The 25,148-nt window shown below is 43.3% G+C and carries 20 protein-coding genes and 1 pseudogene; 7 read left to right on the top strand and 14 right to left on the bottom strand.

Going from position 1 to position 25,148, the window contains the following annotated elements; translation table 11 throughout:
- The first annotated feature begins 602 nt into the window (after positions 1 to 602).
- From DSM107010_RS23275 to DSM107010_RS23265, 4 genes and pseudogenes are all read left to right on the top strand, one after another.
- Positions 603 to 1,310, top strand: a complete 708-nt coding sequence (locus tag DSM107010_RS23275; protein ID WP_106168659.1) for a nitrogen regulation protein NR(II) — start codon at positions 603 to 605, stop codon at positions 1,308 to 1,310.
- Positions 1,311 to 1,322: 12 nt separating this feature from the next.
- A pseudogene (locus DSM107010_RS42395) lies at positions 1,323 to 2,174 on the top strand (PAS domain-containing protein); the annotation flags it as partial.
- A 24-nt stretch (positions 2,175 to 2,198) separates the two neighbouring features.
- Positions 2,199 to 3,017, top strand: coding sequence for a putative bifunctional diguanylate cyclase/phosphodiesterase (locus DSM107010_RS42390; protein WP_258183942.1), 819 nt, complete (start codon positions 2,199 to 2,201; stop codon positions 3,015 to 3,017).
- The gene (locus DSM107010_RS23265; RefSeq protein WP_015153946.1) at positions 3,014 to 3,823 is read left to right on the top strand and encodes a 4'-phosphopantetheinyl transferase family protein; all 810 of its coding nucleotides are present in this window, start codon (positions 3,014 to 3,016) and stop codon (positions 3,821 to 3,823) included. Before DSM107010_RS42390 ends, DSM107010_RS23265 begins: the two co-directional genes overlap by 4 nt.
- Before the next feature lie 60 nt (positions 3,824 to 3,883).
- On the opposite strand, the gene DSM107010_RS23260 is transcribed toward DSM107010_RS23265, so the two are convergent.
- The 7 genes from DSM107010_RS23260 to xth form a co-directional block, all read right to left on the bottom strand.
- The gene (locus DSM107010_RS23260) at positions 3,884 to 5,026 is read right to left on the bottom strand and encodes a PepSY-associated TM helix domain-containing protein (RefSeq protein ID WP_106168661.1); all 1,143 of its coding nucleotides are present in this window, start codon (positions 5,024 to 5,026) and stop codon (positions 3,884 to 3,886) included.
- Positions 5,027 to 5,201: 175 nt separating this feature from the next.
- On the bottom strand, positions 5,202 to 6,455 hold the full coding sequence (locus DSM107010_RS23255) for a TonB-dependent siderophore receptor (RefSeq protein WP_106168662.1): 1,254 nt from the start codon (positions 6,453 to 6,455) through the stop codon (positions 5,202 to 5,204).
- Positions 6,456 to 6,567: 112 nt separating this feature from the next.
- Positions 6,568 to 9,258: a TonB-dependent receptor gene (locus DSM107010_RS23250; protein ID WP_127024048.1), complete on the bottom strand. Its 2,691-nt coding sequence runs from the start codon at positions 9,256 to 9,258 to the stop codon at positions 6,568 to 6,570.
- A 65-nt stretch (positions 9,259 to 9,323) separates the two neighbouring features.
- Entirely contained in the window at positions 9,324 to 11,870 is a 2,547-nt protein-coding gene (locus DSM107010_RS23245) for a TonB-dependent siderophore receptor (protein WP_106168744.1), read from the bottom strand.
- Between the two features lie 267 nt (positions 11,871 to 12,137).
- Positions 12,138 to 12,968, bottom strand: coding sequence for an energy transducer TonB (locus DSM107010_RS23240; protein ID WP_015153951.1), 831 nt, complete (start codon positions 12,966 to 12,968; stop codon positions 12,138 to 12,140).
- 141 nt (positions 12,969 to 13,109) lie between these two features.
- Positions 13,110 to 13,712: a hypothetical protein gene (locus DSM107010_RS23235; RefSeq protein ID WP_106168745.1), complete on the bottom strand. Its 603-nt coding sequence runs from the start codon at positions 13,710 to 13,712 to the stop codon at positions 13,110 to 13,112.
- Between the two features lie 4 nt (positions 13,713 to 13,716).
- Complete coding sequence (gene xth / locus DSM107010_RS23230) at positions 13,717 to 14,520, bottom strand: exodeoxyribonuclease III (protein ID WP_015153953.1); 804 nt, start codon at positions 14,518 to 14,520, stop codon at positions 13,717 to 13,719.
- A 388-nt stretch (positions 14,521 to 14,908) separates the two neighbouring features.
- Between xth and DSM107010_RS23225 the strand changes: the two genes are divergently transcribed.
- Positions 14,909 to 15,175 carry a DUF1816 domain-containing protein gene (locus tag DSM107010_RS23225; protein WP_015153954.1) on the top strand — a complete coding sequence of 89 codons (267 nt, stop codon included), beginning with the start codon at positions 14,909 to 14,911 and terminating at the stop codon, positions 15,173 to 15,175.
- Positions 15,176 to 15,196: 21 nt separating this feature from the next.
- Here the strand turns inward: DSM107010_RS23225 and DSM107010_RS23220 are convergent, their stop codons facing one another.
- The 4 genes from DSM107010_RS23220 to DSM107010_RS23205 form a co-directional block, all read right to left on the bottom strand.
- Positions 15,197 to 15,895 (bottom strand): cation diffusion facilitator family transporter, encoded by a 699-nt coding sequence (locus DSM107010_RS23220; RefSeq protein WP_106168746.1) that lies wholly within the window; start codon positions 15,893 to 15,895, stop codon positions 15,197 to 15,199.
- A gap of 147 nt (positions 15,896 to 16,042) precedes the next feature.
- Positions 16,043 to 17,230: an acetamidase/formamidase family protein gene (locus DSM107010_RS23215; protein WP_106168747.1), complete on the bottom strand. Its 1,188-nt coding sequence runs from the start codon at positions 17,228 to 17,230 to the stop codon at positions 16,043 to 16,045.
- 426 nt (positions 17,231 to 17,656) lie between these two features.
- On the bottom strand, positions 17,657 to 19,300 hold the full coding sequence (locus DSM107010_RS23210; protein ID WP_015153957.1) for an acetolactate synthase large subunit: 1,644 nt from the start codon (positions 19,298 to 19,300) through the stop codon (positions 17,657 to 17,659).
- 142 nt (positions 19,301 to 19,442) lie between these two features.
- The gene (locus DSM107010_RS23205) at positions 19,443 to 20,810 is read right to left on the bottom strand and encodes an NAD-dependent succinate-semialdehyde dehydrogenase (protein WP_106170900.1); all 1,368 of its coding nucleotides are present in this window, start codon (positions 20,808 to 20,810) and stop codon (positions 19,443 to 19,445) included.
- A gap of 760 nt (positions 20,811 to 21,570) precedes the next feature.
- Between DSM107010_RS23205 and DSM107010_RS23200 the strand changes: the two genes are divergently transcribed.
- Positions 21,571 to 21,963 (top strand): response regulator, encoded by a 393-nt coding sequence (locus DSM107010_RS23200; RefSeq protein ID WP_233222841.1) that lies wholly within the window; start codon positions 21,571 to 21,573, stop codon positions 21,961 to 21,963.
- Here DSM107010_RS23200 and DSM107010_RS23195 read toward each other — a convergent pair.
- The gene (locus DSM107010_RS23195) at positions 21,917 to 22,351 is read right to left on the bottom strand and encodes a Na-translocating system protein MpsC family protein (RefSeq protein WP_015153960.1); all 435 of its coding nucleotides are present in this window, start codon (positions 22,349 to 22,351) and stop codon (positions 21,917 to 21,919) included. The genes DSM107010_RS23200 and DSM107010_RS23195 overlap by 47 nt on opposite strands.
- A gap of 648 nt (positions 22,352 to 22,999) precedes the next feature.
- Here DSM107010_RS23195 and DSM107010_RS23190 point away from each other — a divergent pair.
- Complete coding sequence (locus DSM107010_RS23190; RefSeq protein ID WP_015153961.1) at positions 23,000 to 23,434, top strand: response regulator; 435 nt, start codon at positions 23,000 to 23,002, stop codon at positions 23,432 to 23,434.
- 77 nt (positions 23,435 to 23,511) lie between these two features.
- On the opposite strand, the gene DSM107010_RS23185 is transcribed toward DSM107010_RS23190, so the two are convergent.
- On the bottom strand, positions 23,512 to 23,883 hold the full coding sequence (locus tag DSM107010_RS23185) for a Na-translocating system protein MpsC family protein (RefSeq protein ID WP_015153962.1): 372 nt from the start codon (positions 23,881 to 23,883) through the stop codon (positions 23,512 to 23,514).
- Positions 23,884 to 24,071: 188 nt separating this feature from the next.
- The gene (locus DSM107010_RS23180; protein ID WP_015153963.1) at positions 24,072 to 25,121 is read right to left on the bottom strand and encodes a zinc-dependent dehydrogenase; all 1,050 of its coding nucleotides are present in this window, start codon (positions 25,119 to 25,121) and stop codon (positions 24,072 to 24,074) included.
- Between the last annotated feature and the right edge of the window lie 27 nt (positions 25,122 to 25,148).

Genomic DNA, 25,148 nt, shown 5'->3' with positions numbered 1-25,148 from the left:
TTTTTATATTTTTAGCTGGGTAGCTTGTTAACTCAGTACTGCTGAGTCATTTTGTCATTGGTTAGTCTAAACTCCAGTAGATAACATCTGTAGATTCCCTAACTTTACTGAAGCTCGGCGGTCACGCTTGAGGAGTACCACAGCTTTTAAGTGTAAATCTATACAGAAATTATTGAATAGATAACTAGTTTGATCGCTCTAGTATCCGAAATTGCCTAGTATGGGAGTAAGATTGGGCGCATATTTGCTCTAAATAGCGATCGCCATATTAGTTTGTGTAGCAGGTTGAGAAAAAAACCTAGAGAAAACACCGATCCTATAATAAAAAATCTTACCAACTCTGCAATTAGTATAATAAACTGCGATTAAATACCGAATTTCTACTTAGCTTAGCTGAAAACATCAAAAGAAAAACTCCATTGAGGTAGAGTGTCTCTCTAACTTTGAATTAAATTTTCAGGATGTTTACTATTACACTCTGAATCTAGTTTATGTCAAATTATATTGACTATGGATATTCTAGAGCCACTTTACCCGTCTAACAGAATAGCTTAGTACGATTTATCGAGTTGAGATCGAATAGCTACATTTTATAGAAGATTATGGAGAAGTTAGAGTTAAATCAGTCTTTACCTGAAAATATAGATCCTAGCTGTCATTGCTCTTACACTAACTTTGACACTCAACTGAAACTGCCGTCTCATCCAACTAGTACTGCGAATATATCGCGGAAATTCACAGCCTTGCAAGTTACAATCGCACTATTCCTGACGTGCAATTTTGTAACTTTTAGCTGCATATTTTACCTACTGCCAAATAGCCGCTATGGTGCTACCAGTCAAGCGATCGCAGTCAGCTTGTTATCTATTTTAGCTAGTATTGCAGTTTTACTTGCTTATTGGGCTTTCCAATCTCAACATACTGGGTTACCAGCAATTCAACAGGACGAGCAACAAGAAAAATTACAGGAGCGAAGCGTTTTCGATCTTATACCTCTACCAGCTTACTGGATTAATTCGGAATTAAAGATTCTTGCGGTCAATCAACATCTGGTTCAAGCTCAAAACTTGCATACAGAAGAATTAATTGGGCAGCCTATTAGTTTTTATAATTCAAATTGTCATTTTCTTGAGTTTATTCAAGCTTTTTTTTCTCAACCAGAGCAAACCATTTATAAGGAACTAGAGATTCAAGCTGATAGCAGTACTCGTAACTTGCTAATAGTGGCGCAAAAAACTGCGCTAGAAAATACTGCAATTTTGATTGAAATCGATTTAACTGCTCGTCAGCAAAGAGAAATGTTATTGTGAGAGAGTGAAGAACGCTACATTCTGGCTTTGCAGGCTACTAATGATGGCATTTGGGATTGGAATTTAAAAACTAATGCGATTTACTTTTCTTCTCAATGGAAATCAATGCTGGACTATTCAGACAATGAGATGAACTCTTTAGATGAATGGTTTTATCGCATTCATCCTGGAGATGTGGAACGCATCAAAATGGAAATGCTCAATCATCTCTCTGAGCTAAATTCTAAGTTTGAGAGCGAATACCGGATTTTATGCAAGGGGAAAACTTATCGTTGGATGCTTAGCCGAGGAATTATTATCCGGGATACATCAGGAGAAGCGTATCGCATAGTAGGAACGCAATCTGATATTACTAACCGCAAAGTTACCGAAGAACAGTTACTCCATGATGCTCTACATGATGCACTAACTGGATTGCCTAACCGAGTTTTATTTATGGATCGGTTAAGTCATGCAATTTCTCTGGCAAAAAGGCGAAGAAATTATTTATTTGCCGTGCTTTTCTTTGACCTGGATCGCTTTAAGTTAATTAACGATAGTTTAGGTCATTCAGTAGGCGATCAACTACTCATTGCGATCGCCCGTCGTCTAGAAAAATATTTGCGAGTTGGCGATACTGTTGCTCGTTTAGGTGGCGATGAGTTTACGATTTTATTAGAAGATATTAAAGATGAAAATGTGGCTACTAATATTGCCAATCGGCTACAAGAAGAATTAACGCGCTCTTTCAATCTCAGTGGTAACGAGGTTTTTACGAGTGCTAGTATCGGGATTACTCTCAGTAGTTTTAATTACGAACGCCCAGAAGATTTACTTCGCGACGCAGATATAGCCATGTATCGCGCTAAAGCTACAGGTAAAGCTCGCTACGAAGTATTTAATACCACTATGCACACGCGAGCCGCTGCACTTTTACAATTAGAAACTGACTTGCGACGTGGACTAGAACGACGAGAATTTCAATTATATTATCAGCCAATTGTTTCGCTTAAAACAAGTGCAATTACAGGTTTTGAAGCACTTATTCGCTGGCAACACCCACAGAGAGGTTTAGTTTCACCAGCCGAATTTATTCCAGTAGCAGAGGAAACAGGTTTGATCGTTCCGATTGGCTGGTGGGTATTACGAGAAGCGTGCCGTCAGTTGAGTGCTTGGAAAATACAATTTCCTGAATATCAATCGTTAGTCATGAGCATCAATCTTTCTGCCAAGCAGTTTACTCAAACTAATTTAGTAGAAGAAATTACTGAAATTCTGCGGGAAACAAACGTACCTGCCCAAAGTTTAAAGCTGGAAATTACAGAAAGCGTAATTATGGATAATGCTGAAATAGCAACCACAATGCTGTTTCAGTTACAATCTCTGGGAATTCAGCTCTCAATTGATGACTTTGGTACAGGTTATTCGTCGTTAGCATATTTATATCGCTTTCCGACACATACTTTGAAAATTGATCGCTCTTTTATTAATAAGATTGATATCGACAGCGAACAATTTGAGATTGTCCGTACTATTGTCACTCTTGCAGCTAATTTGGGTATGGATGTGGTAGCTGAGGGAGTAGAAACATTAAAACATTTAGCTCAACTCAAAGCACTTAATTGCGGTAGCGGACAAGGATATCTCTTCTCAAAACCAGTTGATAGCCAAATGGCAGCAAAATTGTTACAAGAGCAGAATATAGTTGTAGATACCATACCAATATGATTGCGAATTCTGAAAGCTTAGTACTGCCACAACACGAGATTCACATTTGGCGTGCTAGCCTCAGCCAAAATTCAGCATATTTGCCACAATTAGTTAAAACCTTATCTGTTGATGAATTAGATCGAGCAAATCGCTTTCATTTTGAAGCAGATAGAAACCGTTTTATTATCGGTCGCGGTATCCTCAGAAGCATTCTCAGTTACTATTTAGATATCGAACCTCACCAATTACAGTTTTGTTACGGCAGTCATGGTAAACCAGCACTGAAGACGTGCGACTTGCTGCATTTTAATTTATCTCATTCCCAAGACTTAGCTTTGTATGCTTTTACTTGCGATCGCCAAATTGGAATTGACATAGAATACGTTCGTCACATACCTGAATTAGAGCAAATCGTTGCTCAATTCTTTTCAACCAGAGAACGCACGACTTTTCTCGCGCTTCCTTCCAGCCAGCAGCCAGCAGCCTTTTTCCACGGTTGGACTTGCAAAGAAGCTATCCTCAAAGCACTTGGAGATGGATTAGCACTTCCTTTAAACCAATTTGATGTTTCACTGCTACCAGATCGACCTGCCCAACTACTCAGTATAAATGGCGATCGCGCTGCGGCAGAGCGATGGTTGCTTCGGTCGTTTATCCCAGCTGTCAACTATGTTGCAGCTATGGCAATCGAGGGACATGACTGGAAGGTGAAATGCTGCCAGTGGCAAGGATTGCAGGTTAAAGACAGTGATGTCGTGCTGTCTGTTTGTGAGGATGTAAGCTTTGACTGGCATCGTCCAGTTTATGGAGACAGCCAGTCGTAGAATTCTCAGATTCTTGCTGTTAATTCTCAAATAGATTGAGGCGATCGCCCTAAATATGCATTAATGTCTTTGTACTGGTTCTCTGGCGACATCTATTCGATCTGCAATTTTTTTGCCTCGATAACGGTAGCGCCACATAACAAAGCCAGTAACGAATAAAATTAGAGGTGCAAGTCCAACTAATACGTAGAGAACACGGCTGGGTAATCCCCAAAATGTGCCGTAGTGCAGAGGTGTAAAAGATCCGAGTACTTTTTTTGCTAAAGGTAAGTTTTGTCCATCTATGAGTTTTAATATTTTGCCGCTATATTGGTCGAGATAAACGCTACTGTCGCCATATTCGTTCGACTCTTGAGGATGTTTTTTATAGATAGTGAATGCGTCTTCTGGTTTCCTGGGTAGGTTGATAAAAGTAGTCTCTGTATTAGGTAAAGCCGCATCCGCTGTTTTCAAAATCTCTGTTATTCCCAAAGGTGACTTACCTGTAACAATTTGAGAAACTGGTTCAGGTGATTTTGGCGTGAAAGTCAGGGCATAGATTGCAGGTTCGGCGTAATCGTAAAAATTCCAGCAGAAACCTGTAAAAGCAGTCAAACCCAAAAATATAGCAGTAAAGATACCTGCAACTTTATGAATGTCATAATTAACTCGTTTGGGGTGCGCTTGCCATTTAATCTTGAAGCCACTGATTAGCTTACGCCAACCAGACCATAAAAAGATACCTGTAAGACTGAGAACCAGAAGTAGCAAGGCAACGATTCCAACAATTTTGATCCCAATGTCACCTGCTAGAAGCGCGTAATGGAGTCTAAATACAATGCCGATGATACTATCTTCCCAAACGCGATCGCCTAAAATTTTCCCTGTATAAGGATTGACATAAACATCAGTGGTTTTGTCATCCTCCGTTCTCAGCCGCACTCTGTAAGTCGGGTTGTGGGGCAGAGTATCAATAGAAGCTAGTTTGAGTTCGGGGCGATCGCGGTAAGTTGCTTTTACAGTATTAACAACGGATTCTATTGCGACGCGCTGCGGTTGTGGGGTTATTTGCGCAAATTGGCGCTGTAATAAATATTGGTCAAATTCTTTCTGAAACACTAAAAAGCTACCTGTTACGCCAACAATAATTAAAATCAGCCCTACAGCTAGCCCAATGTATCTATGCAAGCTAAATGCAATACTGCGCAGTGTTTTAGTTTTCATAGTAGATTTTGCATGGAAAAATGTCTGTTGCCGCCTTGGTTGGCGGTGGCGATCGCCTAGCTATGAATTAGAGATTAAAACTAAACCTAGTCAAAGTATCTCATAAGTGAGTATAGTTATCACTTACTAGCTATAAAGTTTACTCTTATTTAAAAGCAGTCTCAAGTAATTTAGCTTAAAATTCTACAAAGATCGTTCCTAAAACAGTCAGAGGCGTGCCGTCGAAATAATTTACATCGAACAGGTTTTCAATGCTGAGTGCAGCTTTCCAGTTTTCGCGCTGGTAGAAGACTGCTAAATCTGTCTGCCAGTAACTCGGTAGTTTAAAACTATTCTCAATATTACCTGGGCGATCGCCAACGTACCGCACACCACCCCCAAAACCCAAACCTTGTAATGTACCTGCCTGAATCTCATATGTCGTCCAAAAACCACCACTATGACTGGCAATGTTGGGAACTTGAGAATCTACAGGCAATTGTGACGATTTGGCAATGCGTGCCTTTGTGTAAGCATAATACAAGATCGCATCCCATCCAGGGGTAATCTCACCGACTATTTCAAAACCGATATCTTGACTTTTTTGTTTTTCTGCCAAAACTTCCAATTCAGGATCGTTTGCATTTGTTAAAGTTACGTTTCGCTGAATGCCGTCGTATAAATAAAGAGTAGCAGAAAAGCGATCGTTAAAAAAATCTGTCTCAATGCCTACTTCTAAACCATTTTCTATTTCTGGTTTTAACAAAATACTAGAAATTTTTGGAACTGGGAGAGAGGAGTAACTTAAATTAGTATAGATAGAAAGCGAGTCACTAATTTGATATGAGATTTCTAGTTCTGGATTAAATGCTACGTAGTCTTGTTGACTAATATTAGGGATTTCATCGGGTAGGTCTGTAATATCGTTAATTACTAAGTCTAGATTACCCTCAAAAAATATACTAAGTCGCTTTCCTATAGCAATTTCATTCTCAAGATATAAGGACAATGAGTTTTGTCTACTAGTAAAATCAGCTAGAGAAAACGGCAAAGGAATTGTTGTTGAGTTTATGAAATTAAATTGTTTGTCTGCTTGAGTATCGGTGGTTTTAGCAGATAGTACAAACGGAGATTTATTCAATTCTATCCCAAAACCCATTTCATGCTGAAGAATTCCAGTTTTAAACTCGTCACTCCACGTAAATTCAAGTACATAAAACCCATTTAGAGAATAATCGTCAAAATCAAATTCTCTGCTTGTTTGATGCGATCGCTTCTTACCATGACAATTTTTAACCCTATCCCAATTCACGTGTGCAGCTTGGAAAGAGTTAGCGATCGCGCAGTTGTCAAGATTGGGATTGCGATGGTCGCGAAGCGAACCGCCTTCGGCATCGCGCAGATCTTTTTCACTATCAGCCCATACTGGTTGAGTAAATAGTACCATCATTGTTACAGGTACGTATAAGAAAGATCTCCCTAACCCCCCTTGGAAAAGGTGGCAAAAGAAGATTTGTTGTAGGAATGAGCGAGATGGCACGATGGCACGGTAAATACTCCAATCAGAATTCTACTGAGAATGAGCCGATAACTGTAAACGGTGTACCAGGTTGAATTGCTCCTCTACCAAAATTGACACTTTCGTAGTACTTCACATCAAAAAGATTTCTAAAATTGATTGCCGCTTGCCAATTGTTACGTCGATAAAAGATAGCAGCATCAGTGCGGACGTAGCTTGGTAACTCATAGGTATTCTCATCGTCACCTGGTTTTTCATCAGCATGAAACAAGCCAATTCCAAACCCTAAACCTTGCAAATCACCGCTTTGAATTCTATAAGTCGTCCAAAGACTAGCAGTATTTCGGGGAACGTTAGCTGTTCGTAAACCAACTGGAAAAGATTCAGGATCGCTGCTTGCCGTTACTTCGCTATCAATATGACCGTAGGAAGCAATGATATTCCAGCCAGGAAGAATTTCCCCATTCACATCGAATTCAATTCCTCGACTTCTGACTTCACCTAGTGGTAGCGAAAAGTCAGGATTATCGGGATCGGTCGTGCCAACATTTTTTTTGGTAATTTCGTATCCTGCAAGCGTTGCAGCGAGTCTGCCGTCAAATAACTCGCCTTTAATACCAACTTCGTATTGCGTTCCTCTTTCAGGTTCTAGAAACGAACCATCAACTCTAGTCGCAGAATTAGGCACAAACGATTGACTATAGCTGGCGTAAAGTGAAATCGGCTCAATCGGTTGATAAACTATACCAATTCGAGGCGAGAAAGCATCTTCAGATTGACTGGAAGAAGTGTCTTCTAGTCTATCTTCACTCTCTTGGTCTACAACATCGAAACGTCCACCAATTAGCAATTTTAAATTATCTAACAAAGCAATCTGATCTTGCAGAAAAATACCGAGCCTATCTGTTTTGGAAAAGTCATCTCGTCTTGGCACGGTATATTCAGAAAGTGGTCTTCGGAAGCCATATACTGGATTAAAAATATTGATGTCAGGAGTAAACGGCAATCCATTGTTTGTTCCTCCTCCTTCTTCTCTAGCTAGATCGAACCCAAATAACAAAGTGTGTTGAATTGAACCCGTAGAAAATTTTCCCGTCAGATCGGTTTGTAAGGCGTATCTTTTCTCAGTATCATCATTAGAGTCAAATCTCCGTTCGATAAAGTCACCCGTTGCTTCATCAAGTTCACCTGGTTGAGTTTTCTGGTCAAAGGTATTAGACTGTTGAAATCGAAAAGCATTGCGTAATAACAAGTTTTCGTTAAATCGATGCTCTAGCCGATAGCCAGCCCCAATTTCTTCTAGTTTGTAAACATCATTTGGGTCGCCTAGAACTCGTGTAATTGGAATATCTGCCACTCCATCACCAAAGGCTACAACACCGCGATCGAATGGTTGCTCAAGATTTAAGTAGTCAAATTCAAAATTTAGGCTAGTATTGTCACCAATTTTCCAAGTCAATACGGGTGCAATGAAAAAGCGTTCGGTATTCTGGTCGTAATCGCGGAAGCTATCTGAGCTTTCGTAAACGGCATTTAATCGATAAAGTAATGTTTTATCGGCGTTGAGCGGACCAGATAGATCGATGCTGGGGCGATAGAGATCGTAGCTTCCTGCTTGGAAGTCGAAAGAGTAGAAAGGCTCGCTCAGGGGCTGTTTTGTTACGAGGTTAACAATTCCCCCTGGTTCGAGGCTACCATATAAAACTGAAGATGGACCCTTAAGAATTTCTATTCTTTCTAAATTAGCAGTCTCTCGCAAACCCCCTTCACCGATCCTGAAGCCATCTCGCAAAACTGTATTCTGCGAAAAACCCCGAATGTTAAACCGATCCAGTGCGCCGCCAAAGTTACTATCTTCCGAAACACCACTGACATTACGCAAAGCCTCCTTGAGTCGGATGGCTTGCTGATCTTCTAGAACTTGTTGAGGAATAACTTGAATTGATTGTGGTATATCTCGAATGGGTGTGTCCGTTCTAGTAGCAGTCGATGCGTCGGGAACGCTATATCCAGTTTCTCGTTCGTCGGTGACGACAATTTCTTGTTCTTCCCCTTGTGTGGTTGTTGGCTGTTGAGTTTCCCCTTCTTTTGGGGGAACTGCTTCTTGTGGTGGTGTTGCTTCTGGTGTCGCTTGGGTTTGAGGTGGTGCAGTTGATGCTGGGGGTGCGGGTTGTTGGGCTAACGCCTCTGGTAGAGTTAAGGTGATAGCGCGATCGCTCGTTGCTACTTCTACCTTGGGTAAATCTCTCGTTCCCGTCACCGTAACGCGGATATTATTCGTTCCCTGCTGCGTCACTGCAATAGACGCAATCCCTGATGCTGGGTTTTCTTGACGAACAGTTTTACCTTCTGCCAGTTGTGCGTTGGGAATGTTGGCGACGAAAGTATTACCGAAACCAGCAGGAAAGACTTGCAATGATTCACCCTCTGGTGTTTCTAAAATAACTGCCAGTCCTTTATCTGTTTGTTGCAGTTGTACGTTAGTAACTTGGGTAATTTTAGTCTGTTGTGCCATAAATCCCCAGATCCCCCCGCCTGTGGCTCCCCCCTTAACAAGGGGGGTTAGGGAGAGTAAATTGCTCTTTGCTGTGTTTTGGGGGGTTGGGGAGAGTAAATTGCCCCCTTTTTTAAGGGGGGTTGGGGGGATCGACTCTGCTTCAGTCGCGCACACTGTTGGCGCGATCGCAACTGCGGCACTAACAACAAGCAATAAAGAATAGATCTGCGACTTCATTGAAATTTCCTCACACCAAATTTGAAACAATTAAGAAAAGCGATCGCGACAAAAAATCACTCAGCTTAAAACTGCCACGAAACTGTTCCCTGAACTGTAAACGGCGCACCAGGAATTGCTTGCGTTCTACTCTGTACTCCTTCAAAATATTCGACATCAAATAAGTTCTTGAAATTTAATGCTGCTTTAAAGTTGTCTCTTTCGTAATAAATAGCAGCATCTACCCGTGTAAAATCTGGGACTGTAAAAGAGTTATCCAAATCCCCTGCTCGACTATCGACATAAAAGATGCCAGCGCCAAATCCTAAACCTGCTAGCGAACCGCTTTGAATCGTATATTTCGTCCATAAACTAGCAGTATTAAAAGGGACGTTGTTGAGGCGATTGCCAACGGCATAAGTATTATCAGCACTAATTTCCGCGTCGGTGTAGGCATAGGAGGCAATAACGTTCCACCCTGGTAGAATTTCTCCCGATACATCGAATTCAAACCCTTTACTTTGTTGTTCGCCTACCTGAATCGAAAAGTCAGGATCGGGATTATTGGCATCGTCAGTCAGAACGTTACTCTTGGTAATATCGTAAAAAGCTAAAGTTGAGGCAAGCCGACCGTCCAAAAACTCACCTTTAACACCGACTTCGTATTGTTCTCCAATCTCTGGTTCAACAGCACCGCCACCAGTAAGCCTACCAGTCTGCGGTATGAAAGCGCGGCTGTAGTTGGCATAGAGAGAAATTGGTTGAATTGGTTGATAAACAATTCCAACTCGCGGTGAAAATTCGCTGGCTTCTGTATCAACGTTTAATGTTGGGTCACCAGGATATCTTTCTTCTGAGTCAAAACTATCAAATCTGCCGCCTAGAACCAGTTTCAGATTGTCAGTAAAAGCAATTTGATCTTGCAAATAAAAGGCAATCGTATCTGATGAAAGCTTACCACCGTTATAGGCAGGATCGGGTTCGAGTGAGAAAGGAAAATCAAAGACAGATTCGTAGTCGGGATCGAAAATATCTATTGATGGGGATTCTGCCGCTGTTGCATCCTCGAAGTATCGTCCCGTCTGTCTAGCGAGTTCGACACCGAACAACAACGTATGCGCGATCGCTCCCGTGTTAAACTTCCAAGTCAAGTCATTTTGTAGCGTATAAGTCTCGTAATACTGACCGCCAAAATAACGAGCTAAAAGTAAAGTCCGGTCATCTGCTTCCAGTTCGTTTGCTTCTACAGAGTTATAGATTTCCTTACTACTGGTGTACCGCAAGGCAGTTCTGAGTGATAAATTTTCGCTGAAGCGATGGTCTAGATAAAGATAAGTGCGAAATTCGTCCATTTCTTGCTCGTAAGAGGGATCGCCCAAAAAGCGACTCAAGGGAATGTCAGCTACTTCGTCACCAACGGCTACTAAACCTCGGTCAATCGGTCGGCGATCGCGCAGATACTCTCCTTCAAAAGTTAAGCTGGTATTGGGGCTAATTCTCCACGAAACTACGGGAGCGATGAAATACCGCTCCGTTGAAACAAAATCTCGGAAACTTTCGGCGTGTTCGTAAGCAGCGTTCAACCGATAAGCAAGCGTACCATCAGAGTTGAGCGGACCCGAAAAATTCAGCGTCGGACGATAGAAATCGTAACTTCCTGCCGTGAAATCAATTTGGTAAAAGGGTTCGGGTAGCGGTCTTTTAGTCGTAAAGTTAATGATTCCTCCAGGTTGTGCTTGTCCAAACAGGACGGAAGCTGGTCCTTTTAGCACTTCAATTTGCTCGATATTTGCTGTTTCTGGGTAAGTACGAGTGTTAAATTGTCTGTCCTCTCTTAACCCGTTTTTGAATTGGATAGCCTCAAATCCCCGCACGTTATAGGTGGGGCTACGACCGCCAGCGTCTGTGGAGAAATTGACACCGCTAACGTTACGCAGTACGTCGTTGATGCGAACTGCTCCCTGGTCTTCTATCACCTCTCGCGGAATGACTTGAATGTTTCCTGGGACATCGCGGATGGGTGTATCGGTCTTAGTTGCTGTTGTGGAGTTAGGAACGCGATAGCCAGTTTCTCGCTCTCCCGTGACTACGATTTCTGATTCCTCATCTCTCTGTGTTGTTAGCTGTTGGACTTCACCTTCTGTAGGGGGAACTTCTGACTGCGGTGTAGTGACTTGTGGCTGTGTCTCGCTTGCAGGTGGTGCTGCTGGTGCTGCTGGGGGTTGAGTTGCAGCTGTTGTAGATGTGGTTGCACTCAGAACCAAACCATTTTCGCTTTGTCGTACCCGTACCTTCGGTAACTCTGTCTCACCCGTCACCACAACACGGAGACTATTGGCTCCAGTTTCGCTAACTGTCACCGCTGCAATGCCCTTTACAGGGTTTATTTGTCGCAGATTATTTCTATCTGAAATTTGTAATTGAGTATTGACAACATTAGCAACAAAAGTTTTACCAAAACTAGATGTAAAAACTTGCAGCGATTCGTTACTCGTTGTTTTTAAGACAATCTCTGTTCCTGATGCTGTCGGTTGAATTTCTACAGATGTTACCTTAACTACATCAGCTCTTACTGGCTGTGCCACAATAGCCACAGCAATTCCAGCCAGTCCCACACAACTGACCAAATGCATTTTATTCACAGTGTTTCCTCACACAAAGCCACAGCGATTTAATACAGCTCAAGCGCAAGCTATATGCTGAATTACTGAGTTATAAATCTACCTTCAACTAGGAAATTTTATCATTATTAATGCAAACTAATAGCATTAAATTTTAAGTATTTCACAACTGCTATGAAAACAAGTCTTTTTTTATACAAAATTTCAAAATTGGGAAATTTGAAAGTTTAAACTCGATCGCATATGCGATCGAGTTTAAATACAAGAGCGGCTCCAATCTTAGTTGAGGACGAAACGCACTCTTAGCACGACACGTCTTCCCCTTTTGAGATCGTTATATTTCCAACGAGTTACCTGCCTAAGTGCCGCTGCATCTAGGTCTGCATCACCGCTAGACTGCACTAACTGCGCGTTGCTCACATTCCCATCCGAATCTACATAGAAAGCAACTTTGGGAACCCCCTCTACTCCCCGCCTTCTAGCACTGGCTGGATACCTGGGTTCAGGACAACGGCGACAAGTTAGAGTGTTGGAACCTTCGGAATCACCCGTTTCGCTGCGCGGTTGTCTGACAGTTCGGGGTCCTGCTGCTACAGGAGTTCTAGGAGCTACAGCGGGTGCTTGAGGATTACCTCTACCAGTTAATACTTTTTCCTGCGTTGCCCTCTCGTTCCTGAGATTCGATAGCTGGCTTCTTAACTGAGGATTAGGTGTGGCTACCGGAGGTGGAGGAGGCGCAGGCTTCGGTGCAACAGCGCGCGGTACGGGCTTGGGTGTAGCCCTAACAACTTTTGGAGGAGGTGTCTGACGTACGACTCGTTGAGGCTGTCTGACTCTGGGCTGTTGTACCCGCCGTGGCTGCGGTTTTGGTTTTGGTGGTTCTGGTTTGGGTTCTGGCTTCTTGACCTCCGGTTTTTTAGGAGGATTGACGATAACAACTTCAATGGGTTTCGGCGGCTGGGTGAAATTCCTTTGCCATAATTTATCAATACCTGCGTATAGCAGACCAACGTGCAAAGCTACAGAACCAACTAAGCTACAAGCTAAAAGAGTCTTCAGCGATCGCGCTTCTTTCTCTCGCTGCTGGATAGCAACATTATCAGAACCCATAGAAAATAGTTGCCAACAATTTTCATTAACTCTTGCTAGACTATGATGTTACGTTCCCCGTGTCAAGAGGGAATCAGTTATCAGTTATTAGTGACTAACCACCAACTACCGATTACCCATTACCAATTACCCATTACCAATTCATTTCAATAAGTCTGCGTCTCCTGGTTTTGGCTGAGAAAAGGTTGTTGGTTGTTGGTTGTTGGTTGGTGGTTGTTGGTTGTTGGTAGGAGGTTCGGTGGTGGGAGATGTGGAGGTTTCGGGAGTAAAGACATTCACTAGAGTTTGTACTAAAGCATCTCGCTGTTGGCGGTTGAGGCGGTTAATCGCAGCGCGATCGCCTTCTAGGGGATTTTGATGTAAGGTTTTTGCCCCTGGATACGTAGTGTCTTGAATGAGTTCGTTTGCCCCTAAATAATCTGCTAGGGTTAATTTCCAATCTAGACGGTAGTTGGGCGCTCGACCTTTGACATAAACGTGATACTCAATTAAGCGGTTGACAAGAGTGCTATCTGGATTGACTTTTCCTGACTCTCTACTAACGTACTTATTTTCTAGTGGAAGATTAGGTAGTTGTTTGTAAACTGGCTTCCATGCGTCGCGGATGTCGGCTGCGGGTGGTTGTTGGGCAATTGCTGGTAAACTCAGAGCGATCGCGATTAAGATCCCCCCAACTCCCCTTTTTAAGGAGGGTTTCGGTACACTTTTGGTTAGGAGAAATCTAAAAAATAACAAAAATCTCATATTGCTAAAATTCCACAACAACTGGTGTATGGTCGCTAGGCTTGGGTAGCTTTCGCGGTGCGGGATCGATCCAACAAGCGATCGCCTGCTGGTACAATTGTGGCGATAAGTATAGATGATCGATCCGCCAACCTAAATTGCGGCGGAATGCTGCGGTGCGATAGTCCCACCAGCTATAGTGTCCGCCTTCTGTGATAAATTTGCGAAAGGCATCGGCAAACCCTAGTGCTAAAATCTCCTGCAAGGCTTGACGTTCTAGTTCTGATGCCATAATTTGACCTGTCAGCTTGTCTGGATCGTGCAGATCTCGCTCGTCGGGAGCAATATTAAAATCACCGCAAACACACATCACCGGAGAAACGAGCAACTGCGATCGCAAATATTCCCGCAGGACTTTTAACCACCCTAACTTATATTCATATTTTTCACTGCCCACTGCCGCACCATTAGGGACGTAAAGATTGACGATGCGGACGCGATCGAGCGTACCTGCAATTACTCGCTTCTGTTCGTCTAAAGCTGCGAGTAACTCAGCTTCTACAATACCGCTCTCTACTAACAGTGGTGCAAACCCAGTACTTACGTCTTGTAACGGCTGTTGACTGAGGATAGCAACGCCGTTATAGGACTTTTGCCCAGAAGCGTATACATAATAACCTAGATGCTCGAAGGGCGATCGCGGAAAATCTGCATCTACGACTTTGGTTTCTTGTAAACACAGTACATCTACTGGAGTTTGTCTTAACCAATCAATCACCTGCTCTAGGCGGGTACGAACCGAGTTCACATTCCAAGTGGCAATCTTCATTTATCAGTTATCAGTTATCAGTTATCACTATCACAAGAGAGTGACTAGTCACGAGTGGCTGATGACTAGCAAATAGTCTAGCCACCAGCCACTAGCCACTCACTACTTAATTACCCACGATCGCTCCATTGCAGATCGTACATTAACAAGTTGCAAATTATGGATTATATTAATCGTTGTTTATTTAAGTTTTAACGCTACAATTTAGAACGATCGAAAATTCTGTTTTGCATTGATAAGATGAAAACAATCTGTTGTTATCTAGTAGAGCAACCATATTTTTTGGTATTGTCGATCGCAGTTGATTTAGTAATTAAAAAATTTTGAGAATTTTTTCCTTCTTCCGATAGAAACCATACATAATTGAAGTAGCTACAGTATATTTAGTATGAGATTACTAGATCGAATCAAACAAGCATTCGCTGGGTTTAGGGTGGTGCAGGAAACTGATTGGTGGGTAGAAATTATCACGACAAAGCCACGCTGCACTTACTATTTTGGACCTTTTTCAACGCACGATGAAGCAAAAGCAGCTTATCCTGGTTACGTTGAAGACCTTGATAGTGAGGGAGCGCAAGGAATTACAATTGTTATCAAGCGCTGCCAACCCACGGAGTTAACCATTTGCGCCGAAGAGGAAATGCAGGCTGATTAGATAGTTGGGAGTCAATCGCTATCACTGCTCAAGACTCACTTTGTTACGAATTGAATTGAGACTTTGAATAATCAAAGGAATGGCACTAACAAATATCAAACTAGATACAAATAAGCCAACTGCGCCATCTACCCATAACCAATGCATGAGCCAGATTGCGATCGCTGCTACAATTACGCCGATCGAACTAATTAGATCTGCCAAAATATGTAGAAAAGCACCTCGGACGTTGAGATCGTGATGGCTGCTGTCGTGCAGTAAAAAGACATTAAACCCATTGACTCCCAAACCTACCCCAGCAGTCACCAACATGGGTAAACTGAGGATCTCTGTCGGTGGAGACTGGAGGCGAGAGACAGATTCAATTGCAATCCAAACTGCGATCGCTACCAGTCCCAAACCATTGAGTACAGCGGCGATAGCTTCGATCCGCATACGGGCAAAATTTTCTCCTCTAGCTGCTTGTCGCTGTACGAACCAAGCTGCTAGCAGAGACAAAGCCAAAGCAAAGCTATCTGAGAGCAAATGACCGGATTCAGCTTGTAAAGCTAAACTATGACTCCAATAGCCCACCCCAAACTCAAGTGCGGCAAAACTGGCGATCGCGATCAGTGCCGTCCATAATAATTTAATTTTGCGATCGTAGTTGCTTAGTGTATGACAAGTGCAGCCGTGGATACCATGATGAGAATGACCGTGATGAGAATGAGAATTCAGCATAGAGTCTTGGCAAATATAAGTTGCGTATAACTTGTGAATTGTAATTTGTAATTCGTATTTTGTAATTAGTAATTCTATGTAGATGAGCTGTAGGGACAGACAGATGTAAGTCCCTACGAATTGACTTTGGCTGGATTTCTGGCTGAATTACTTAGTAGGAAACAACTGCTTGGGGATCGTTCCGTGAATTCCTTTCACAATATCTACTACCTGAGAAACATCAAAATCAATTGCCGCACTACCTAGCATCAAGGCATCTTGTTTTGTCATGCCATACTTCTCATTGGCAATTTGCAAGTATTCTCTGACAGATTTTTTCATGGCTTCATCCAGATCTTTATCTAATCCGACAGCAATCCAAGCATCCTTTGTTTCCCCCATTGGAGTTGCTAACTTCATATCTTTGTGCAAGACAAATTCAAACGTGGGAGTTAAGGAACACTCGATCGCCGTCAAAGCAACTTCGCCATTTGCTTGAGCGCAATGGGGATCGCCAGCATAAAATAGTGCGCCAGGAACTTGTACGGGTAAATACAAGCTCGAACCACGTCCTAGAAGTTTGATGTCCAAATTACCACCATAGTTCCCAGGTGGTACGGAATTCGCTGCATCGGCTGGGTTAGCAGGCACGACTCCCATCAATCCGATAAAAGGTTTCAACGGGATCTCAATTGGTGGTAGGTTGTTGGCAGGTTGAAAAATGCCCACTTCCCGCCTGGCATCTATGGCGATAACTTTGGAGTAGATGGGAGCGTTATTTTCAGGATACTCGCCAGGTAATGCTCCTTTGCCGTGACGATTGGAAATTGCACCATAAGGCGATCTGTAATTGATGTCTAGAGTCTTAATCTCCAAAACATCGCCTGGTACTGCGCCCTCTATGTAAACTGGTCCAGTAATAACGTGAGGACCGGGACCAGTCTTTTTCACTTTGGCTTTAGTTTGTAGCTGGTCTGAGAGGATCTGCTGTCGAGAAATCGTACTTTTAGGATTTTTGGGAATGCCACCCTGGGCGAAAAACCGAACGGTGTCTCCTTGATCTGGGAGGATACCTTCGTGAGATATTGTCTCCATAACCACGCGATCGCCCGATTTGACGCGGGCGATGGGCTTGCTATCTGGTTTAAATAATTCTCCCCAAATCACGTTTGCGGGAGTTGAAAGAATTTTTTGCGTCCGTCCGGCGGCGATGACGGGAACTGAGATTGAAATCGTACCAACCAATAGTATTAACCCTAAACCTATTGCGATCGCCAGCCGCCCAGATTTATTCCATCTCCAAATACCGATCGCTAGCTGGGAATTGGCGATCGCAAATATTTTTTGCTTGTTCACTTGCTCCTCACAATCACACTTATAAATTCACGCTGATTTAGGCAAACTGATTCAATCAAATTAGGCAGATCGATTCATCGACTAGCTGACGCTAAGCCTGTAACTTTTAGCTCGGTTCATATTTTGATTGAAAGTACGTTCAATTATTTGTGATAAAAGATACATATAGCCAAGTTCGACATTTCAAAATAAAAGGGATGGACATCTTGTCCATCCCACAAAAAATCTAATTGAGGGAGCAGGGAGCAGGGACGAGCTGGGAGCTGGGGGAAGAGAGCTGAGGGGGACAAGGGAGCAATTCACAATTAATTCCCCACACCCTACACCCCACACCCCACACCCTACACCCCACACCCCACACCCCATTCATCACTCACCACTACCAATTACCCATTACCAACTACCATCTTGACTTCTGACTTCTGACTACTCCCACAGCTTGCAGCTAAGATCCCCAGATTTTTGTGTCAAGCGTAGGTTTTCACGGTAGTCTACAGGACAATCGATTACGGCTGGGACATCATCAGCTAAAGCAGCCTTGAGCATGGGGATCAAATCAGTTGCCGATTCTACACGGTAGCCTTTGAGTCCCATACTTTCAGCTAATTTGACAAAATCTGGATTGCCAAAGTGGACGTAGGTTGATTCGCCGAATTGATTGTGCTGCTTCCATTCAATTAAGCCGTAGCCGCCATCATTAAAAATTAGGGTGACAAATGGGTGTCCGACACGCAAGGCTGTTTCCAACTCCTGACAATTCATCATGAAACCACCGTCACCAGTAGCGGCAATCACTTTGCGATCGGGATAAACTAGCTTAGCCGCGATCGCCCCTGGAATTGCAATTCCCATCGCCGCAAAACCATTAGAGATTAAACAAGTATTGGGGCGATCGCAATGATAATTGCGGGCAATCCACATCTTATGCGCCCCAACATCAGAAATTAAAATATCTTCTGGTCCTAACACCTGCCGCAGGTCGTAAATTAATTTTTGCGGCTTGATCGGATAGCCAGGATCGTTAGCATAGTGTTCGTAATCAGCTCGAATATCTGCTTGCAGTTCCAAAGCGTAAGGATTCGGCTTGCCACTGCGATCGGCACGTTGCAAAATTTCATTCAAGGAATCAGAAATATCCCCTACGACTTCCGCCAATGGAATGTAGCTACTATCAATTTCGGCTGGATTTGCTCCGACATGGACGATGGGGATCTCACCTGCTGGGTTCCAGCGTTTGGGCGAATATTCGATCAAGTCATAACCAATAGAAATAACTAAATCTGTATTGTCAAAAGCGCAATTAATAAAATCTCGCAGTTGCAATCCTACTGCCCACAAAGCTAAAGGATGGGTGTAAGGAATTACGCCTTTACCCATAAAAGTGTTGATAACAGGGATATTCAAGCGCGTAGCAAATTCCGTAACCGCTTCGCTGGCATTTGCCCGAATTGCGCCATTGCCGACTAAGATTAAGGGATTGTGAGCTTTAGAAATTGCCTCAGCTGCCTCGTTAATACTGTGAAATGAAGCATAAGTTTTTTCTAAGCCAGTTATACTCAGAGGTGTACCTGCCGCTGGCATCGCCGCGATGTTCTCTGGTACGTCAATATGCACTGCACCAGGTTTTTCACTTTGCGATCGCTTGAATGCCCTGCGAACCAGCTCTGGTGTAATGCTGGGGCGAACGATCTGGGCGCTCCACTTCGTTACGGGGGCAAACATAGCCACCAAATCTAAGTATTGGTGAGATTCGATATGCATCCGATCCGTCCCCACCTGTCCGGTAATCGCCACCAGTGGCGCACCATCTAAATTTGCATCCGCTACCCCTGTCATCAAATTAGTTGCCCCTGGACCCAAGGTAGAGAGGCATACTCCAGCTTTCCCTGTCAAGCGTCCGTAAACATCCGCCATGAACGCTGCACCCTGTTCGTGACGGGTGGTAATGAATTGAATGGAAGATTTCTTCAACGCCTCCAAAACGTGCAGGTTCTCTTCCCCTGGTAAACCAAACACGTATTCCACGCCTTCATTTTCCAAACATTGCACTAACAGTTCTGCCGTATTCATCTACCTTTCTCCTTGTTTGTGGGGAGTCGGGAGTCGGGAGTCGGGAAAAGTCAAAAGTTAAAAGTTAAAAGTCAAAACTAACTAATGCTTCTTACCTCTTGCCTCTTATCCCTAACCCCTCACTCCTCGCTCCTAACCCCTCTTACTTTATCCACACAGTTTTAACATTCACGAACTCATGTATACCCTGAATGCTCAGTTCCCTGCCGTATCCAGAGTGCTTAATGCCACCAAAAGGTAGCCTGGGGTCTGATTTGACCATACCGTTAACAAACACCGATCCTGCTTCAATTTCGGCGATCGCTCTGTCTCTTTCTGTTGCGTCTTGCGTCCAAATACTCGCTCCCAAGCCGAACGGGGTAGCATTGGCAAGTTGAATCGCTGCGTCTAGATCTGCAACTCGAAATAGGAGAGCTACCGGACCAAAAAATTCTTCTTGGGCGATCGCTGCATCCACCGGAATTTGACTCACAATCGTCGGCAGGTAGAAGTTTCCCGCTCGTTCGGCTGGCGGTTGACCTCCAATTAAAACTTTTGCCCCCACCTTGACGCACTCCTGTACTTGGTGGTCTATATCTTCTAGCATACTTGGCGTAGCTAGGGGACCGACATCTGTATCAGGTAACATTGGATCGCCAACTTTGAGCGCCGCAAATTTTGCTACCAAAAGTTTTTCAAATTGCTCGGCGATCGCCTCGGTAATGATAAATCTTTTTGCGGCAATACACGATTGACCGTTACATAACATTCTGGCAGTGACAGCCGTGCTAGCAGCTGCTTCGATGTCGGCACTCGGCATGACAATAAATGGATCGCTTCCCCCCAATTCCAACACTGTTTTCTTAATTTGTTTGCCCGCCGCTGCTGCTAAACTCGCTCCCGCTGGTTCGCTACCTGTTAAAGTGGCAGCTTTGACTCGTGGGTCGGCGATAATTGCCGCTACCTGTTGCGACCCTACTAGTAAAGTTTGGAAGACTCCTGTAGGCAATCCTGCCTCTTTAAAGATCTCTTCAATTGCTAAAGCGCATTGCGGTACGTTAGAAGCGTGTTTGAGCAGACCGACATTACCTGCCATCAAAGCTGGTGCGGCGAAGCGAAAGACTTGCCAAAAGGGAAAATTCCACGGCATCACCGCGAGGATAATTCCTAGTGGTTGATAGCGGACGAAACTGTGGCTGGCATCTGTTCCTACCGATACGTCTGCTAAAAATTCAGCTGCGCGTTCGGCATAGTAACGACAGACCAAAGCGCACTTTTCGACTTCGGCGATCGCGCTTTTTACAGTCTTACCCATTTCCAGGGTCATCAATTTGCCAAATTTTTCTTTGTCGCGTTCCAAAATCTTGGCTGCGGCATTCATCCACTGAGATTTTTGCTGCATCGGCACTCGTCGATATTGCTCGAAAGCCTGTTGTGCCAACTCTAATTTCGTGGCTATTTCTGCCTCGCTTAGCGCTGTAAAAGTTTCAATTGTTTCCCCAGTTGCCGGATTAATCGTTGCGATCGCCATAACTCAAACCTCCAAAATGAGGGGTAAGGGTAAATAGTTATCAGTTATCAGTGACCAGTGACCAGTGAAGAATGGGGTGTAGGGTGTGGGGTGTGAATTTAATTTTGGATTTTAGATTTCGGATTAAATTTCTACCTTGTCTCCCTTGTCCTCCTTGTCTCCCTCAGCTCCCTCAGCTCTCTTATCCCCCTTGTCCCCTCCACATTCCTATTTTTGCTAGAAAATTACCTCTTTACCGCCGCAAGCGTTCAAATAAATGTATAAATAACTACAACTTTTTGATAGTGAAATAATATGGCTAGGTTATTGGTAGCTGCAAACCTTGCCAGATCTTGAATAATTGTCTATTCTAAAAAAAAGCTTAAATTTGAGCGTTTTTTTGTGGAGGCTCGTACTAATTTAGCTTAGCTACTGGACTCTACAAATGTTCGCTAATGTTCACAGATGTAACTATTGCTACAAAATTATTCAACTAAGTTCATGAGAAATTTATCTTTCAGGTTGAATTGAGCTAGAATTGCATCAGTCATCATAACTTCTGTTGATTTAATTCTGTCCTTTTTGCTTAAAAGAGTTAAGCCTTAAATTCAAAATAATATCTAGCAAAAATGTAGTTGAGAGCCAGTCCATTGCAAGCGCCGGATCGCCGCTTGGGGAGTGCCTTTTATCCTCTAGAGATAAATTTTGTTTGTAACTTGGCAACTTTCCACACCGGAGGATGGTTTTGGAACTCCTAGCTCAGAATAATTACCTGTCAAAAATGCATCAACCCCTGATTTTGGCTGTAGATGATGATGAAGATAATTTAGAGCTGCTGACTGAAGTTCTTTACCCTCTAAATTGTCATATCATCACCGCAAAAGATGGGCGCTCCACGATTAGTATTGCCCAACAGCAGCGCCCCGACCTCATCTTGCTGGACATATTATTACCGGACATCTGCGGTACGGAAATTACCCGGATGCTCAAGCAAAACCCGCAGACGCAAAACATCACCGTCATTGCAGTAACAGCATTAGCACGAGCCGAAGATCGAGAAAGTTTACTCGCAGCAGGCTGTAGTGCTTATATTAGTAAGCCTTATATGCTAGACGATTTAGAAGCTGTTATTTGTCGCTATCTGGGTTTGAATCCGACTTTAGCCTTTGTTTGACTCGCCTTGTAGTGTCTAAACCTGAGATGTTGGGAGCGCTATCCAAAAGAGCAACAATGCTAGTACGACCAGTTTCAAATGTACTGTTGCAAATTACGTCCACTACAGGTACGCCAATCGTCTGTTCAATTAAAGATTGCAGGTGCGGTTCTAAGAATTTGAGCAAGTTAGTTCTAACTTGTGAAGCAAGATCTATCTGTTGATTTTCTCCTAAAAACTGTTCTAATCGGGTAATAGAATCATCTGCCAATATTGTGACTGTTCGATCGACAATATGACAAGAAACTTGGGGCAGCTTGTATCCGAGGTGAGTACGGTAAAGTTCTATAACTTGCTGTACTAACTCTTGTTGTAGCTGCTCTAACGTGGGAGATAAAGATTCTTCCATATCGTGCCAGCAGCAAAAACGAATAAGTAAATTTTCCTAAAATTTATCAGTATAAGCGATCGCATTAATCAGCCTTGAGATGTAGATCTTTATAAGGGAGCAGGGAGCAGGGCGCAAGGTAAGTTACCAGTCACAAATCACAATTAAATTACTTGCCACTCATTACACCCTATACTCTTTCTTCACTGATAAACTGTCAACTGATAACTGTTAAAAGATTGCCTGAACGCGAAATTTAAGGCTGTATATGGCTACACTTTAACCTTAGTTAGCTATGATACGCGATCGCCGTCCAAATCTTGCTATTTCTTGCCAAAATCGAGAAATTTAATGATATATTTTCATTTATGACAATTTGTAGCTTTCAACCAGCATGAGATTGTCTATTGGCGTAATTTTTGGTATGCGTAGCAAAAATTACAAATTGCAGTAAAATTCAATGTTGTTGCTTGCTGTTGCTAGCTTGCTACTTACATTCGTACTGAGTACGGAGACGAGCAACCTACAGCGGCTAGTACGAGCCAATTCATCACCAGCGCCGATTGCGATTGCCGCTAGGGGGAATGCCTCGTCGTAGAAGCAACCATCTTTGTTGTCATGTCGTGCAACAAAAATTTTCTTACTTCTACGACTAGCTCCAAACGTATTATGGACATGCAAACTCGTTTTAGTTTCTCTCTAGAGGCAGATTCTTTTCAGCCGCTTGTTTTAGCTGTAGATGATAACGATGATAACTTGCAGTTACTCGCCCAAATTTTAGCGATCGCCGATTGCGACTATATCACTGCGGTTGATGGAAAGAGTGCAATTCTCAAGGCAAAAAGCTATCGTCCCAGCTTAATTTTGTTAGACATGATGCTGCCAGATATTAGCGGTATAGATGTGACGCGAACTCTCAAACAAGACCCGCAAACTCAGGCAATTCCAATTATTGCGGTGACAGCAATGGCAAGAACTGAAGATAAAGAAAGTTTCATTACCGCAGGCTGCGTAGAATGCGCGATCAAACCTTATGATATTGTCCAATTAGAAACGGTAATTCGGAAGTATGCCTTTGGTGGAATTGGAAAACTTGATAGCTAATGGTTGATAGTTGATAGTTGATAGTTAATGGTTGACAATCGCAGCCAAGAACGCTCTACCATCGATCTACAACTAAACTAAGAATTGCGTACAGACGGCGGGCTAGCTAAGATAGCAACTGTTGCAGTCCGACCCGTCTCTATTTTGGTATTACTCAGAATATCCAATACTTCTACACCCACAATTTCCTCAATTAGGTCTTTTAGTTGGGGTTGAAGTGCTTGATCTAATTCTTCTCTAACTTTTTCGCCTAATTCCTCTTTCCCGCTTTCTACTAGCAGTTGTTCCGGCTGAGTTACTACATCTTCCAGAATAATCGCAATTTTTTCATCAAACATTTGACAAAAAACTTGGCTTGGTCGATGCTCTAACTGAGCGCGATACAGCGCTTGAATGCGTTGCGATAGAGTGCGTTCTAATTGTCCCCGGGTCGGAAAAGATGAGTCCATGTTAAAAATTTAGCTGAATCAAACTTAGCGCCAAACATCTGCTAATAGATAGATGATAAAGATAAAAGGCGCAAAATAGAAGTCGTAAGTCGTAAGTAGAGTGTGGGTAATTGGTAGTTGGTAGTTGGTAGTTGGTTGGTATTCTCCCCCTCAACTCCCTCAGCATCATAAGCACCCTCAGCTCTATACTACTGGGGATAGATGAGAATCTTATAGGTATCGGGCGTAGGGTTGACAGCTTGCTCTACGGCTGCTGAGAGTTGTTGTAGGGGATAGCGATCGCTGATTAAGGCATCAACGTCAATGCAGCGATTGAAAACAAGATCGACAGCAAGACTTTGCAGGCGATAAGAAGAACTATAACTGCCAATTAAATCGATTTCGCGGCGATAGATAAGATTAGGATTGAGGGAAATTTCAACCTCGTCGGGAAATTCGGCAAAAAACAGAATCTTACCACCCTTGCGCGTGCCATCGAGAGCTTGAGCAAACGCCTTTTCACTAGGGACGGCAAGTAGAGTCGTATCGACTCCCAAACCGTCTGTTAAAGCTTGAATTTTAGTGCTTAAGTCGCGATCGCGCGCATCAAAAGCAGCATCGGCTCCTAATTGTAAAGCTTTTTCGAGCCGCGATGGTAATAAATCGGTAGCGATCGCCCTTGCACCGAAGTATTTAACTAACATCACGAACATGAGTCCGATGGGACCCGCACCAGTCACTAATACCGTTTGTCCTGGGGCAATTTGTGCCTTTTTGACTGCTTTGAGACAGCAATTCGTTGGCTCGACAAAACTCGCTTGCTCAAAGCTAACGCGATCGGGAATCGGAATCAAGCCACCATTGCGGACAATGTGACCGGGTACTTTCACATATTCAGCAAATCCACCCCCACTAGGCACAAAACCAGCCGTTGTAGAGATATTTTTATAAACCTCACACATAGAAAAATTGTCATTCAGGCAATAGCGACAACGCATACAGGGAATGTGGTGCATCACCACGACTCGCTGTCCTACTTGCCAATCGCTAACTTGGTTTCCAATTGCGGCGACAACTCCAGCCGTTTCATGCCCAAAAATGCGCGGTGGTTCGTAGAGAGGATAGCGAATCTTTTTGATATCTGATTGGCATAAGCCAACAACCCGCACTTGCACCAAGACTTCATCCGCTTCAATAACTGGTACGGGTAATTCCTCATAACTCAATCGATCCACACCGCGAAATACCTGGGCTTTCATAGCTTGTAGTCATTAATCCAGTACTTT

The organism is Chroococcidiopsis cubana SAG 39.79, assembly GCF_003991895.1.
Taxonomy (GTDB): domain Bacteria; phylum Cyanobacteriota; class Cyanobacteriia; order Cyanobacteriales; family Chroococcidiopsidaceae; genus Chroococcidiopsis; species Chroococcidiopsis thermalis.
Note: the sequence above shows the minus strand (reverse complement) of the source record. Positions and strands in the feature narration are given on the sequence as shown.